A 15366-nucleotide genomic window follows, 5' to 3' on the forward strand; every position below is an offset into this window, starting at 1 on the left:
CTCTCCCTCACCATGCTTTGACCTGTCTCTAACCCTTAATCTTATGAACACCCCCTGTCCTTCCCTCAATATAAACCCCCCTCATTATTTTTAGCCAATAAAAAAGCGCCCCTGTATAGGGACGCTTTTTATCTTACAGACTGACTATATGTCGCGTATAGAGTCAGTCTAAATCTTCAGTTAAAACTTAACCGTTGATCGAAGGAGCAGTCAAAGCAACGGGAGTTGCTTCGCCAGCAGCCAAGTCGAGGGGGAAGTTGTGAGCATTACGCTCGTGCATCACTTCCATACCCAGGTTAGCGCGGTTGATCACGTCGGCCCAGGTGTTGACCACACGACCAGTGGAATCAATGATCGACTGGTTGAAGTTGAATCCGTTCAAGTTAAAGGCCATCGTGGACACACCTAAAGCGGTGAACCAGATACCCACAACCGGCCAAGCAGCTAAGAAGAAGTGCAAGGAACGGCTGTTGTTGAAGGAAGCATATTGGAAGATTAAACGACCGAAGTAGCCGTGAGCTGCAACGATGTTGTAGGTTTCTTCTTCTTGACCGAATTTGTAACCGTAGTTTTGAGATTCGGTTTCAGAGGTCTCACGAACTAAGCTGGAGGTCACCAAAGAACCGTGCATGGCACTGAACAAGGAACCACCGAACACACCGGCAACACCCAACATATGGAAGGGGTGCATCAGGATGTTGTGCTCAGCTTGGAACACCAACATGAAGTTGAAGGTTCCAGAGATACCCAAGGGCATACCGTCAGAGAAAGAACCTTGTCCGATCGGGTAGATCAAGAACACTGCGGAAGCGGCTGCAACAGGTGCAGAGTAAGCGACGCAGATCCAAGGACGCATTCCTAAGCGGTAGGAGAGTTCCCACTCACGACCCATGTAGCAGAAGATGCCGATGAGGAAGTGGAAAATCACGAGCTGGTAAGGGCCACCATTGTAGAGCCACTCATCCAAGCTGGCTGCTTCCCATATCGGGTAGAAGTGCAGACCAATTGCGTTAGAAGAAGGAACAACAGCACCAGAGATGATGTTGTTTCCGTACAGCAAAGAACCAGCAACGGGTTCCCGGATACCGTCGATGTCAACGGGGGGAGCGGCGATGAAGGCAATGATGTAGCAAACGGTGGCGCTTAAGAGGGTGGGGATCATCAACACACCGAACCAGCCGATATATAGGCGGTTTTCGGTAGAGGCGACCCACTCGCAAAAGCGGTCCCACAGATTGGCGCTCTCGCGCTGCTGTAAGGTTGTCGTCATATTTCTTATGATTGCTATGAGGTTTTCGAGGTAGTCGGTAGAGGTTTCTCTACCTTGCTTACTACCTTACACAACTTGTTAAGCTTTGTAAAGGGTTTTCATAAAAATTTTTCCTGATTATTGCTATTAGATTTTCTTATCAATTGCCATGCTGACTCCTTCTGCCTCCCGTCGGATCACCTACAGTCCCGCCTACACCTTGGTTCCAACCTACGAATGCTTTAACCGCTGTAGCTACTGCAACTTTCGTCAGGACCCGGGTAAAAGCCCCTGGTTAGAATTACCCGAGGCGGAACAAATCCTGAAATCTCTTATGGGGACTGGGATTAAGGAAATTTTAATTCTCAGTGGCGAAGTGCATCCGAATTCTGAGAAGCGTCCAGACTGGTGCGATCGCCTTTATGAGTTATGTGAATTGGCCCTGGGACTAGGATTTCTGCCCCATACCAATGCCGGTCCCCTCAGTTTTCAGGAAATGGCAAAGCTGAAAACCGTTAATGTTTCAATGGGATTAATGGTGGAACAGGTGACCCCGAGTTTGGGGGAAACCGTACATCGTCACGCCCCCAGCAAGGTGCCATCCCTGCGACTGCAACAATTAGCATGGGCGGGAGAACTGAAAATTCCCTTTACAACGGGATTATTATTGGGAATTGGGGAGACTCCAGGCGATCGCCAAGGGACTTTAGAGGCGATCGGTCAAATTCACCAGCGCTGGGGCCATATCCAGGAAGTGATTATCCAACCCTATCGCCTGGGAACTCACCAAAGCGGGGAGGCCCCCAGATTCGACTTGAGGGAATTACCCGCAGAGGTTGCTAGAGCTAGACAGATTTTACCCGAGGCAGTCGCCTTGCAAGTCCCGCCCAATTTAATTGAGGAACCGGAGATTTTATTAGCTTGCTTAGAGGCGGGATGCCGAGATTTAGGCGGAATCGGACCGACGGATGAAGTTAATCCGGACTATCCTCATCTCCAGGTTGATAGACTGAAACGGATATTAGAACCCGCCGGGTGGGAATTAGTCGAGCGATCGCCGGTTTATCCGCAATATCATCAAGGGTTAAGTCCTCGGCTGCGATCGCACCTGATCCAGGCTGGATATGATTAAGACGGAACCCGGCTCATGTTCGTAGTAACGACTTTAGTCGTTGCTCTCTTGTCATGGCTGATGCCATGACAAGCACCATCAGTGACTTCATCGCCGGTTTAGGGGCTGGATCTTCCAACGAGGTGGGGCGTGACGAAAGCTGACGCTTTCATCACGGGGTAACGACTGAAGTCGTTACTACAAACATTTGAGGGTGCGGGTTTTTGTTAATATCCCAGGGCAGTTAAATCCGGTTGCGCGGCGATCGCCACTCGTTCCACCTTAGTTTCCCAAGTGCCATTGGGATAGAGATTAAATAAGCGAAACCCTGGGGCCGCATCATCTAGGGCAAATTCAATACTTTTCGGCATAAACTGGACACAAGTCGAAGGGGTGGCAAAATAAGCCACATTTTCCCGATAAAACAGTAAATTTTGGTGAACATGACCGCAAGCCACCAATTTCACATTGCGATAACGGTCTAAAATTGCAAAAAATGCCTCAGCATTTTCCAGATTAATTTGGTCCAACCATTCCGAGTTTACGGGAAACGGGGGATGATGCAGAGCAATAAAGGTGGGCTGTTTTCCCGCTTTATATAACTCCCAGTCCAACCACTCCAAACTCGTCCTTGAGAGTCGTCCTCCATCGGCCCCGGGTATCTGAGAGTTGAGCAAGATAAAGCGCCAATTGCCCATTTCAAAGGATTTGTCCGCACAAAAGGGAGACTCGGTTAAAACCGACTCCATCACGGAGAGATTGTCATGATTGCCGGGAACCCAGTAGGTGGGAACTTGCAATGGACGGATTAAATCCCGGAGAACTTGATAAGATTCCGGGGTTTCATCTTGAGAGAGGTCTCCGGTGATTAGTAGAAGATCTCGGGCATAATTCAGGGAGAGTAATCCCCTTAAAACCGCTTCAAAGGATGAAAGGGTGGGGACTCCAAGCAATTTGCGATCGGGGCGGGCAAATAAATGAAGATCCGTGATTTGAGCTAATCGCAAAGGAGGGGCTGGGATCATTGCTAGGCAAACAAACGGGCAACTCCATTAATCATACAGGTACTATGTCAATCCCGATGAACAGAATGCCCCAACCAACAGAGGCGATCGCCTGGACTAAGATTTTTGCCCACGGCTCTTGCGTCCTGACCAAACTCTGCTACAATAGAAATTCATGACACAAAAGCGGCGGCATCGCCAAGTGGTAAGGCAGAGGTCTGCAAAACCTTTACCCCCGGTTCGAATCCGGGTGCCGCCTTTGTAAAATCAAAGCATTTCGCAGTCGCCTTCCCGGGCGATTTTTGGTTTTGGGGTCAAATCGCTCCCCCTACAGGGCCATTGCGAGGTTAAAGTCGGGGCATCCATTCCAGGGCAATCCCAAAGCGAGTATCGTTATCCCCATCCGCATCGTGACGCCGGATATCCGTGGAGAGGCGAAATTGAGGCGTGATGGCATACCCGACGGCCAAAGTCCCCACCCCGACAGTCTGATCACCACCTATCCCCACCACGCTATATCCTAAAGACAAATCTGCCCCACCTGTGCGCGAGAGCACCAACATAGCGCGTCCCCCCAATTCCACTCCACTGGTGGAGTAAGATTCTCCCTCAATGTGACGATATCCCACCACGGGTGCTAGATTGAAATACCCTCCCAAGGGCAGCACATAATAACGCAACTGAGCACCGCCACCGGAAAATCCCCCACTTCCGGCAAAATAATCTCCACTGACGGTTAATCGGGTGTCCCCGAGGAATAGATCTTCTACCCCGACATTTACGCCACTGCCGTCATCGGAGGAGGTGACTTGGGCATATCCCACCCGCACTCGGGTCCGAAAACTGGGGTCATTGTGAATCTCTTCTAAGACATTTGGCACTTCTTGTAACCACCGTTGGAGGACCGGACTGCCTTCGATGATTTCCGGACTCAAGTCCAGGGTCTGGGAGTTCAAGGGTTCTGAATCCAGGGGGGAGTTATCAACCTGGGCTAACAGGGGCCTCGCCGATGCCACAGGAGTCCCGCCCCAATTCCCGGCCAGATGCAGGGCCAGATAAACCAAACCGACACTGCACTTGAAGGGATAACCCTTTAGTCTTCTGGGGAAAAGGGAACTCAGGGATTGAAACAATGGCACAGACTCAGAAATTCTACTGCTTTCCTGGGTTCTCTGCTTTCCCTTGACTGTACAGGGAGAGGAAACCGGATCTGGCATCGGCAGGGAGTCCCGATGGGTTGGATTAGGCATAGTCTTGAACTCGGATGAATGAGCAACGGCATGGTTAGTATGACATGAACAAATACGCCACCTGGGAGGGTTGAGTCTGGAAAGGGGTGGCGTTATTAGCAGAATGGACCAAACCGGGTTTAAACTCGGTCTAGGCATCGGATCGCGATTATAACTTGTCATCAAGGCCGATCGCCCGTTGAGTTACCCAGGGGGTTTAAGGACGATCGGCCTCCCATCTCTGGCGATAACTACAAGAATTATACAATAATCGGGTACTCAGTTGCCTGAAATTCTCACATTGCATTTATTTTGCCTGATTATTCCACAGCCTATTCCCGATTTCTTGCCTTGCCCGCGTGAATTCACCCTCCAAGCCTACGGGTTTAGGCCAGATTAACCGGACTGGATATCAGGAAATGAGTTGATTTTGCGGCGATCGACGCTCTCCCTTTGTAAGACGGAAAACAACTCAATTTCTCACCTAGTTCCCTAGTCTCCTCAAATTAAACGATTCCAAACCTGAGCCAAGGGTATAAAATAAAAATAAAACCTACCACCCGAGTCAAACCGACAGATTCAACCCTCTTTTTAGCGCGAACCCTAATCTGTAGAAATCAAGGGTTCCAAAATAGAGCCTGAAATCCTTGACAGCTCAAGCTTTGAGCGCTATTCACCCGGTCTTTCGGTTCGCGCAAATGTTGAAACCTATATGGGGAGATGATTTAAGAGTAAAATGAACCCGACCTATTTACAACTTGGCCTCTGTAATGGTATTTTTATTCCATGTTCGCGAAAATGCACCTTGAAAACTTCATATACCAAAGGTTTCAACCACCGGCTGTCTCAATGGCCCTAAATCCCTTTCAGGGATTGAAACCTATTTCTATAACGCTCATCGGCAACAAAGTTTTGTCTCAATGGCCCTAAATCCCTTTCAGGGATTGAAACAAATCATGGGCTGGGAAGTTGGCGGGGGTTTCGATGGTCTCAATGGCCCTAAATCCCTTTCAGGGATTGAAACCTCATGGACTGTATGTTAACCCCGAAAACCTTGAGTCTCAATGGCCCTAAATCCCTTTCAGGGATTGAAACGTTGAATGTCCGCTCAAGTTCCTCAATAAATTCAGTCTCAATGGCCCTAAATCCCTTTCAGGGATTGAAACAAAACATGGAAAAATTCTTAGACGCGATTAACAGCCGGGAGTCTCAATGGCCCTAAATCCCTTTCAGGGATTGAAACTTAAATTATTTCTCCTCTTTCTATCGCTTCGTTATCAGTCTCAATGGCCCTAAATCCCTTTCAGGGATTGAAACGATTAATGATTTGGGAGATACAAATGGATTTGGCATAATCCCCCGTCTCAATGGCCCTAAATCCCTTTCAGGGATTGAAACACGCACAAATCGAAGCTCGAAACCCGCTCGGTGTAGTCTCAATGGCCCTAAATCCCTTTCAGGGATTGAAACCCTCTCTCGCATTGTTAGCCCCAGGGCTTCATCAAGTCTCAATGGCCCTAAATCCCTTTCAGGGATTGAAACCCATGTCCTAAATCTGCGGTTTGTGCGCGAAGTAGTCTCAATGGCCCTAAATCCCTTTCAGGGATTGAAACTCGGCATATACAGCCATAAACCTGTGAGAATTGGGTCCCGTCTCAATGGCCCTAAATCCCTTTCAGGGATTGAAACATGGCGGGAGAATGACCCAACCATGCCGCGACCTGCTGGGTCTCAATGGCCCTAAATCCCTTTCAGGGATTGAAACAAATTTCATCTTGGGGCGGCTGACGGAACTTTCTCAATTCGTCTCAATGGCCCTAAATCCCTTTCAGGGATTGAAACTTGGGTGGTGCGCTCGGAGAGGCTACAGGGCGGATGTCTCAATGGCCCTAAATCCCTTTCAGGGATTGAAACAGCTGTCTTTACCAGGATGGCGATGAACAACCCAGGTCTCAATGGCCCTAAATCCCTTTCAGGGATTGAAACAAAGGCAGGCCAAAGGCAGAACGCGGATCCGCGTAAGTCTCAATGGCCCTAAATCCCTTTCAGGGATTGAAACTGATTCGGATTGAGCGATCGCACTGGATTTACTCTCGTCTCAATGGCCCTAAATCCCTTTCAGGGATTGAAACCTGGGATTCAATCTGCCAAATAAATAAGTTTGGGGTCTCAATGGCCCTAAATCCCTTTCAGGGATTGAAACTAACCAATTGCCAGCCAGCCGGAAGGCTATCCTCGTCTCAATGGCCCTAAATCCCTTTCAGGGATTGAAACGCGGTGAATCTTCGCCTCAACAGCGAACCCGGAAATGTCTCAATGGCCCTAAATCCCTTTCAGGGATTGAAACCGGGCTGGAGGAAGCGAGGAAGACTGTAGAGCCTTCATCCGTCTCAATGGCCCTAAATCCCTTTCAGGGATTGAAACTTTGATTGGTTCTTCTTCGGTTGGGGAATTGGTTGGTCTCAATGGCCCTAAATCCCTTTCAGGGATTGAAACGCGCCGGTGTGAATGGAGCGAATTCCACTATTTGTCTCAATGGCCCTAAATCCCTTTCAGGGATTGAAACGAGACCGTTGAACCTGTTCAGCTTCAATAGCCTGGTCTCAATGGCCCTAAATCCCTTTCAGGGATTGAAACTTTCTCCCAGTCCTCAACTTTTTTCTCTAATTCGTCTCAATGGCCCTAAATCCCTTTCAGGGATTGAAACACTTCGGTATGCGAAGACCAAGGATGGACCATTTGTCTCAATGGCCCTAAATCCCTTTCAGGGATTGAAACCTGAAGCCTTGGCGTATCTCTCAAACCCGCAGGTCTCAATGGCCCTAAATCCCTTTCAGGGATTGAAACAGAGACATCATACACGACAGCAAAAGAGCCTAACCGAGTCTCAATGGCCCTAAATCCCTTTCAGGGATTGAAACGAAGGATTCTTGTAGCTTGATAATGCCATTGTTGGTCTCAATGGCCCTAAATCCCTTTCAGGGATTGAAACGACCAAAAGAAGCTGTACTCCTACTTTTGGTCCCGGTCTCAATGGCCCTAAATCCCTTTCAGGGATTGAAACAGGTTTACCTGGCCAAATCCGGCTCCTCCCTTGGTCTCAATGGCCCTAAATCCCTTTCAGGGATTGAAACCTCAGATTGCTTGCAAGACTCTTTTTCTGGAATCAAGGGTCTCAATGGCCCTAAATCCCTTTCAGGGATTGAAACTGGCAAATTCCGGGGGTTAACTTTGCCTGGGGAGTATTGGAAGCCTGAACATCATCACATTGTCGGAAGTCGCGGGACCAATGCCATGATTGGGAAGTATCGGGGACAGCAGGCGCAACAACAAGTGCAAGAGATCCACAGGAACTACTATGACCAGATGAACTTTGAGATTAAGCTGGATCTGCGCGGGCAAAAGGAACTTTCCCCGGAAAATTTAGCGACCTTTGAACGGATTGTGGGCGATCGCAATCGTCCTTTTGCTTGGCCCCTCTTTGCTGAATCCACCGATTAGACCTCTGGCTTTCATGAAGTAGAGCTCCCCACCGGCAACCCTCCTATAACCAATAAAAACGGCTCTGCGGTCAGCAGAGCCGAAAGACGAAACAACAGAGGAGCGAAACCGGAAAACTATCTAGTGAGCCAACCCTTGTTCTGCGGTTTTATCAATAGGCTTCAACAAATAAAGCCGCACGATTTGCCAGACAGTTGAGATGTAAAGGGGTAGCTTCTGGAAAAACTGCACGATCTTAGGCTGGTTAGAACCTGCGATTTCTGCTATTTTAGCATTATTTTGCGTGCAAGTATCCAATCGGGCAAAGAACTCTGGATGATCCACATCCAAAATTACCGGGAAAACCCGTCCCGCATTTTCATTTGTCTTGCGGATGACGTGAATATCATACTCACGCGCATCGAGACCGAGCACCGCGTAGAATCCGGAACGCTGAATATCATTCAAAAACATGGTAGCAAAAACCGAGAGTAAAAAGAAACGGCTCCACAGTTTTGCTTTCCAATCGTTTAAGATTTCAGGCTGGGCCTTCATCAAGGCATCAAAGAAGTCGCCGTGGCGGTTTTCATCCTGACACCAGTTTTCAAAGAAGCGGAAAATTGGATAAATCCGATGTTCAGGATGCGCTTCCAAATGCCGATAAATGGTGATATAGCGCCAATACCCAATTTTTTCCGATAAATAGGTCGCGTAGAAGATGAATTTCGGCTTAAAAAAGGTGTATTTCTTACTTTTGGTTAAAAATCCCAAATCCAGGGATAGTTTGAAGTCACTCATCGCCTTGTTTAGGAATCCGGCGTGACGTGCCTCATCTCGGGACATCAGCAAAAAGCACTCAGCTAGAACCGGATTTTTGTCTTTGAGCTTGCGTGCGAGTTCCTTGTAAAGAAGAAACCCAGAAAACTCAGCGGTGCAAGAGCGTTCCAGAAATTCGATGAACAGTTGACGAGTTTCCCCATCAATCCCATCCCAAGATTGGTTGAACTCTTCATCCCGAACGAAGTGGTGCCGGTTGTAGTCGGCGCGGAACTCTTCGAGAATGGCTTGGAGTTCGTCTTCGTTGGGGGAGATGTCCATCCGCGCCATCTCATCAAAGTCCGTGGTGTAGAAGCGCGGCGTCAGGATGGTGTCCTTGGCGGGAGCTTTAACCCCCGGGCGGATTTCTTCAAACGCAGGTTTCTTTAGGGAATCTACCATAGGTGTCGGTGAGGGTGGTGTTATAGCTGATTTGCTTTAGGCGAGGTGGAGACCGACTCAGAAGCTACGCCAAAGGCGCGACCTCTTGATGCGGATCGCTCGGCATTTTGATGAATGATGCCTGGTTACGAACTCCAGTCTACCAGGGTATGAGACTTTGGGAACAGTCCAAGGGGTAAAAATTCACAAAACCACGTCAATTTTTGTAAAGTTTGGGGGAAAAATTCGCCAGGGAAAAGCCCACCGAGGAGAGAAAGGCGGTTGAGAGGAGGGCTGTTTGAGGCTCTCCATCGTCGGGGAAGGGGTTCAGAGGGGCATGGGGGAGGGGCTTACAAGTGATTTTCCGGTCCCCTCCCCTGTGTCTTGGTCCGGGTTAGGGTGGGGTCTCCGTGACGTGGCGCTTCCCTACGGGATAGTTCCGCTTACCGCCCCGTCAAGCACTCATGAGAGGCGATCGCCACCTCTGCCCGTGGACCCTCCTACCCAGCCATTCTAAGTGAGGAGCGCTCGCTCTTGCGCGTGGACCCCACCCTAACCCGGACCTTGCTAAGGGGAGGGGACCATCAGGTGCAGTGAGCGTAAAAACCTACCCTTGGACGTGGGGGAGGGGTGAGGATTCCTCCGAGGAGGACAAGCATCTTGAGGGGGAGTTGTGCCAACATGAAAGCACAGGCATCACTATCGCTTATTGTTTATGAGTTTCTGCCTAAATCCTCAATGTCAGAAGCCCCAGAACCAGGATGGGGCGCAATATTGTGCCAATTGTGGCGCGAGGTTAAGGTTGGGCGATCGCTACCGTGCCATCCAACCGATCGCGGCGGGTGGTTTTGGCAGAACCTTTCTGGCGATCGACGAATACAAACCCTCCAAACCCCGCTGCGTCATCAAACAATTCCACCCCGACGCCCAGATTAACAGTAATTCCCCCAAAGCCTCCCAACTCTTCCGCCAAGAAGCCATCCAACTCGAACAACTGGGACAACATCCCCAAATACCCGACTTGCTGGCAACCTTTGAACAGGAAGGACGGCAATATTTAGTCCAAGAATTCATCGATGGACAACATTTGGCAGACGAACTGGCCTTCTCTGGTCCGTTCACCGACTCCCAAATTCGCCAACTGTTGAATAACTTACTCCCAGTCCTGCAATATGTCCACGATCGCCAGGTGATTCACCGGGATATCAAACCTGAAAATATCATCCGGCGGCGCAGTGACGGACAACTTGTTTTAGTAGACTTTGGTTCCGCCAAAGCCGTCACCGGCACCAGTATCGGCAGAAGCGGCACCGTCATCGGTAGCGCCGGATATGCAGCCCCTGAACAGGCGATCGGGAAACCCACCTTTGCCAGCGATATCTACAGTCTGGGAATCACCTGCATCCATTTGATGACCCAAATCGAACCCTTTGAACTCTTCGACCCCCGAGAAGGGGCCTGGATCTGGCCGGACTATCTCGTCGATAATCCCGTCAGCGATTCCTTACGGCGGGTTTTGGACAAAATGCTGCAACAGCCCCTATCTCGGCGCTATAGTTCCGTCACCCAAGTCCTTGCCGATTTAAACCGCACCGGATCTGCCCCGAAACCCGCCCTCACCCCCCCGAAGAATGCCTTGTCATCCGTGGAGGAGTTAGGGGAGCAAATGACTCGCTTGCAGCAAGAAAAATCCGTCAGACTCGGGGTCAGTTACCTGTTATGGATGGCAGGCTTTTTTGGAGTGGGGGGCCTGCATCGGTTTTATAACGGCAAATACGTCACCGGAGTCCTGTGGTTTTGTACCTGGAACTTGTTCTTTTTAGGTCAAATGGTGGATGCGTTTATTATGCCGGGGATGGTGGATAAATACCAAGACAAGATGAGAAAAAAACTCGGAATATCCGAAACTGGAGTCCCATTAGCTCCCCAAAATGCGATTAGCCAAACCCTCAGCCTGCAAACCCAAGATCAACTCATGATCGCCCTGGTGAGAGCCGCCCAAGTCCGAGGGGGCTACCTTTCCGTCACCCAAGCTGTCATGGACACTAATCGGGGCTTTAGCGAAGTCGAACAAGCCCTCACCCAGATGGTGTCCGCCGGTTATGTCAGCGTAGAAAACGACCCCGTTTCCGGAGTCGTCATCTATCGATTCAACGAATTGTGAGGACTAATTACGAGTTACCCACTTTTGAGCCGTCAGTCTTTGCACGACATAAAAGACCAACCCATCGAGGTCAATCTTACGTTCGTCAATCAAGAAGGGCTCTAAAGTGCTCGGTTGGCTGACCCGCTCAAAGCAGGAAAACGCTCTAGGTCCTTTGATATCCTCCGTGGGGAAATAAACCCGGAAATGACGGGATCCGTTCAACCAATCCCCCTTAACCTGCGCCCAGCTTTCCTCTGAGGTAAAACCGGGCATGGTCACTTTTTGCTTGGACCAAGCGATTTGTAGGTCCTCAATCCCCTTTTGGGCGAGGGCCGTTTTCAAGGCCGGGATATAATCCTGTTCGATGAACTCCGCAAAGGGTTTATCTTCTACGGCTGGAGCCTTCGCCTTTTTCGCGGCTGCTTCCGGTTTGGCATCCTCTCCCTTAGCTGCCTTCCCTGGGGGTTTAGCAGCAGCTTTGGCTGCTGGTTTTTTGGCTTTGGGTTCCGCTGCCGCATTCGGGTTCTCTTCCGGATTAGCACTCGCCGGATCGGGAGTGTTTGCCGTTGGCATATCCGTTGCTTGGGGTTCTTCGATACTCGGGGCCTGCTCTTTAGAGGCGGCTGGAGTCACCGATTCTCCCGCATTCGGATTCGCCGGGGGAGTCGTCGGATTTGTGGATGCTTCCTCTGAGTTAGGTTTGTCTGCTGACATGGTTTCTCCTCAATTAAATCTCGGCAACGGCTCGTTCAATCAACCGATGAGCTAGGGTTTGAATCCCTGTATGCTCATAGTAATTGGTGGACATATCCAAGAACGCCGCTAAATAGTCCAACTTATCATCGGATACTTCGATAAATTGCTGAAGGCTGTTGGCAACTTTTTGGGGAGTTAATCCGCGAGAGGCGACAAAGTTATTCATCCAACCGGAGGTGGAGGCGAAACTTTGCCCAATAAAACCCAGTTGACCCGCCGGATTTCCTCCAGGAATCATGCTACTGAGTTTTTTAAACATTCCATTTTCTTGTAAGTCGCCGGGATTCAATCCGCTGATTACGGATTGGGCTTTCATGACAAAGTTGGGACCCAGGGGAATCAGACCATCAAAGCAGACGAGGGCCGTCATCCGCATCAGGGATTCGCCGCTGTAGTTGCCGAGGGAGTTGACAAAATCGCCGATGCTGTCGCCGGGGATGCCGTTGATTTGGCAAAAGGCAATTAATTCGGCGACGACTTTCAGGGAGAGGTCGATGGTTTGCGCTTTGTCCGCTCGGGGGGTAATTTTGTTAAGGAAGCCGAGTAAGCCGATTTTTTCTCCGACTTTGTTGGCGAGGGCGGCAGCGCCGAGGGTTCCCCCAAAACTATCGACGGTTTGGTAGATCCAGAGGGCGCGTTGATAGCCTTGGGATTTGTCGTTGTAAAGTTGGATGGCCCGATCGCCAATTTGTTGGATGACGGCTTGATCCGTTACGCCAGTAACGCTTTTAATGGTGTTTTCAAATCCCACAAGGTTATTCCACTGACCCGGAACGACAAAATCGAGGGCTCGCAGGGAGTGAACCGTTAGGTTATTGGTGGGGAGTTCGTCAACCAACTGAAAGATTGTTTTGCTCACAGGAGTCTCCTAGTGTAGGGGGAATAGGTGAAATGGTAATTTTTTGGACGGGTAAGAGTCGGCTTTTTGCTATCGGTTAGCCTTTGAACGGGGAATTTTTATTATTTCAGTTGCTGGAGTCCGTTGAGATTAAATTGCTGCAACCAGGTTTCGCGATCGCTGGCGGTAAAGGCGGGATTTCGCGATTGGATTTTCACTTGGAAGCGATCGCCCACTAAAATCGCGGTATCGTTCGGCGTCAGGGACGAAGACGGATATCCACCGACTCGGGTGTTACTCTGCTGGAATTTTGTCACTGCACTGGGATTGGTGACGGTATCAGAAATGGATAACATCGCCATATCTTGGTTCCCTTGTTGCAATTTGGCCTCGGCAAACCCCTCTTTTTCTTGGGTATAGACGAGACTATATCCCCCACTGGCTGAGGGAAATAGGCGGTTAAAGGAACTGCCGGGGACGGGTTGACCCGCTGCGCTGTTAACTTCTGTACTTTGTTGCTGTGCGCCATCCCACCGGGAAGGTTCTTGGACTTCACCGCAAGCACTCACCAAGAGTAACAATCCCAAGCAGGATGAGAGTAAAATCTGACGCAGACGAGGTAATTTCATCATTTTCTCTTAGTGTTCTGTTTTGAACCGTAGGTAATACCTGCCATTTTACCGGGGATTTCTCATGGATACCGGAGTAGCAGTGGCGATCGGCCCAGAGAGGCCCTTGGAGGAGACCTCACCCAGCAATTGTAGGGTGGGCAATGCCCCGTCCGAACAGCTATGTGGGCAGTGCCCACCCTACAATTGCTCCTGGATACCGGAGTAGCAGTGGCGATCGGCCCAGAGAGGCCCAGAGGTCCCTTGGCAGAATGGGCCAACAGAATCTTAGAGTCACGAAGGCACGATTCAGCATAGGATATTAAAAAGCGGACTTACGGGATTGGCTGTTATGCACCCCAGGCTATGGATGGGTCAACAGTATTGATCTGAACCGATTGGGTACAACCGTAAGTCCCGTTCAAGTCAAGGCCCTCGTACTCCTACGTCGTTGATGGATATTATCGAGTTTTTCCAACATAGTGCCGGGAAGTGGTTTTCCCAACGAACCTGTCAAGATCTCCCTGCGGTCAAATCTGTAGCAGGCACAACTGACCTTTGGCTGGATGCCTTGTCATCGGAGGACCCAGAGGCGATCGCCCTTTGTCAAGAGCATGGCATTGATCCGGCAGAGGCATTAGGTGGCGTGCGGATTCGATGGGAAAATAAACCCAGCGACTCTGAACCGAAACAATCGGGTTCAACTCTTTTAGTGGCGATCGGCAATGGTTCTCAACCGAATGAAGGCCAATTGCTTCGCAAATCCCCGACTTCTGAGCCATTACCAACTCAGAGTCGTTACATTATTGGCAGTGATGATGTAGTGACGTTCATTGCGGAATCTGACAATCTTTATACAGAAGAACGGATCTGGTTTGCCAGTGATAATTTGCGCCTAAGAACTCATGTTGTTAAGCGATCGGATGGATTTAGTCTAGCTTCTTTCTACAGTGAAATTCGCATGGGCGGAAAACCCAAGGAAGCTTAAATCTATCCACCTGTCAATCATTTACGCTGAAGTCGTTCCTTAATTGTTCGTAGTAACGACTTCAGTCGTTCTTAACTGTTCGTAGTAACGACTTCAGTCGTTCCTTAATTGTTCGTAGTAACGACTTCAGTCGTTCTTAACTGTTCGTAGTAACGACTTCAGTCGTTCTCTTCTCTTATGTTCAACGTCCAGACTTCAGTGGTTCCTTAGCCCTATCATCAATCACTTTAAAGGGATAAGCATTAGAATAATTGATGAAAACTCCCTCGATTATTTTTGCCGACAAGGGTTGCATTGGGTTTGGAATACTGGGTGATTGAATTACGAACATCGGGAAATAACGACTGAAGTCGTTACTACAAACGGGGAAATAACGACTGAAGTCGTTACTACAAACGGGGAAATAACGACTGAAGTCGTTACTACAAACGGGAAAATAGAGTGGGGTCCCTCTGAACCAAGCCATTTAAAATCCTGAAAGGGGATTGCAGAATTCTGAGAAATACTCTACACTTTCGTGAATACCACCCAAAAGGAAGGCAAAGTGACTACATAGCAGGGATTTGGGAAAGTGCAACCGCCCAAAGAAAACCGGCAAATGCACAGCAAAGCGGGCGGCGGCAGCACAGAAGTATGAGAAAATGAAAGAAGGGGAAAGGCCCGAATTTCATGTTTTTAGATGAGGTTGCCGGGAATAGGCCCCTCTATCCCGACTGGGATAAGTCAATCGTTGAAGCAAATAGGCTTTGCAATCGATATA

The 15366-nt window shown here is 49.5% G+C and carries 12 protein-coding genes, 1 tRNA gene and 1 CRISPR repeat array; of the genes, 6 read left to right on the plus strand and 7 right to left on the minus strand.

The window, feature by feature from the left end:
• Positions 1–187: 187 nt before the first annotated feature.
• Positions 188–1270, minus strand: a complete 1083-nt coding sequence (gene psbA, locus NG795_RS14050; protein ID WP_015149763.1) for a photosystem II q(b) protein — start codon at positions 1268–1270, stop codon at positions 188–190.
• A 148-nt stretch (positions 1271–1418) separates the two neighbouring features.
• Here psbA and cofG point away from each other — a divergent pair, with 148 nt between their 5' ends.
• Positions 1419–2381 (plus strand): 7,8-didemethyl-8-hydroxy-5-deazariboflavin synthase subunit CofG, encoded by a 963-nt coding sequence (cofG, locus tag NG795_RS14055; RefSeq protein ID WP_367289294.1) that lies wholly within the window; start codon positions 1419–1421, stop codon positions 2379–2381.
• A gap of 206 nt (positions 2382–2587) precedes the next feature.
• On the opposite strand, the gene cpdA is transcribed toward cofG, so the two are convergent.
• Positions 2588–3385, minus strand: coding sequence for a 3',5'-cyclic-AMP phosphodiesterase (cpdA, locus tag NG795_RS14060; protein ID WP_367289295.1), 798 nt, complete (start codon positions 3383–3385; stop codon positions 2588–2590).
• Positions 3386–3552: 167 nt separating this feature from the next.
• Between cpdA and NG795_RS14065 the strand changes: the two genes are divergently transcribed.
• Positions 3553–3623: transfer RNA gene (locus NG795_RS14065), tRNA-Cys, on the plus strand.
• 88 nt (positions 3624–3711) lie between these two features.
• Here NG795_RS14065 and NG795_RS14070 read toward each other — a convergent pair.
• A complete protein-coding gene (locus NG795_RS14070; RefSeq protein WP_367289296.1) occupies positions 3712–4614 on the minus strand; it encodes a hypothetical protein in 903 nt (300 codons plus the stop codon).
• A gap of 822 nt (positions 4615–5436) precedes the next feature.
• Positions 5437–7802: direct repeats of the CRISPR family, unit length 37 nt; unit sequence GTCTCAATGGCCCTAAATCCCTTTCAGGGATTGAAAC.
• Positions 7803–7824: 22 nt separating this feature from the next.
• Here NG795_RS14070 and NG795_RS14075 point away from each other — a divergent pair.
• Positions 7825–8094, plus strand: coding sequence for a hypothetical protein (locus NG795_RS14075; protein WP_367289297.1), 270 nt, complete (start codon positions 7825–7827; stop codon positions 8092–8094).
• Positions 8095–8214: 120 nt separating this feature from the next.
• Here NG795_RS14075 and acsF read toward each other — a convergent pair whose 3' ends face one another.
• Positions 8215–9291 carry a magnesium-protoporphyrin IX monomethyl ester (oxidative) cyclase gene (gene acsF / locus NG795_RS14080; protein WP_367289298.1) on the minus strand — a complete coding sequence of 359 codons (1077 nt, stop codon included), beginning with the start codon at positions 9289–9291 and terminating at the stop codon, positions 8215–8217.
• Positions 9292–9985: 694 nt separating this feature from the next.
• Here acsF and NG795_RS14085 point away from each other — a divergent pair.
• Positions 9986–11434: a protein kinase domain-containing protein gene (locus tag NG795_RS14085; protein ID WP_367289299.1), complete on the plus strand. Its 1449-nt coding sequence runs from the start codon at positions 9986–9988 to the stop codon at positions 11432–11434.
• A 3-nt stretch (positions 11435–11437) separates the two neighbouring features.
• Here the strand turns inward: NG795_RS14085 and NG795_RS14090 are convergent, their stop codons facing one another.
• The 3 genes from NG795_RS14090 to NG795_RS14100 form a co-directional block, all read right to left on the minus strand.
• Positions 11438–12130, minus strand: a complete 693-nt coding sequence (locus NG795_RS14090) for a DUF2996 domain-containing protein (protein ID WP_367289300.1) — start codon at positions 12128–12130, stop codon at positions 11438–11440.
• 13 nt (positions 12131–12143) lie between these two features.
• The gene (locus NG795_RS14095; protein ID WP_261251356.1) at positions 12144–13031 is read right to left on the minus strand and encodes a hypothetical protein; all 888 of its coding nucleotides are present in this window, start codon (positions 13029–13031) and stop codon (positions 12144–12146) included.
• 101 nt (positions 13032–13132) lie between these two features.
• The gene (locus tag NG795_RS14100) at positions 13133–13642 is read right to left on the minus strand and encodes a hypothetical protein (protein ID WP_367289301.1); all 510 of its coding nucleotides are present in this window, start codon (positions 13640–13642) and stop codon (positions 13133–13135) included.
• Positions 13643–14072: 430 nt separating this feature from the next.
• Between NG795_RS14100 and NG795_RS14105 the strand changes: the two genes are divergently transcribed.
• Both NG795_RS14105 and NG795_RS14110 read left to right on the plus strand, forming a co-directional pair.
• Positions 14073–14606 carry a phycobiliprotein lyase gene (locus NG795_RS14105; protein ID WP_367289302.1) on the plus strand — a complete coding sequence of 178 codons (534 nt, stop codon included), beginning with the start codon at positions 14073–14075 and terminating at the stop codon, positions 14604–14606.
• Positions 14607–15169: 563 nt separating this feature from the next.
• On the plus strand, positions 15170–15289 hold the full coding sequence (locus NG795_RS14110; protein WP_367289303.1) for an HHL1-like protein: 120 nt from the start codon (positions 15170–15172) through the stop codon (positions 15287–15289).
• The last annotated feature ends 77 nt before the right edge of the window (positions 15290–15366 follow it).

It is taken from the genome of Laspinema palackyanum D2c (assembly GCF_025370875.1).
In the GTDB taxonomy this organism is placed as follows: Bacteria; Cyanobacteriota; Cyanobacteriia; order Cyanobacteriales; family Laspinemataceae; genus Laspinema; species Laspinema palackyanum.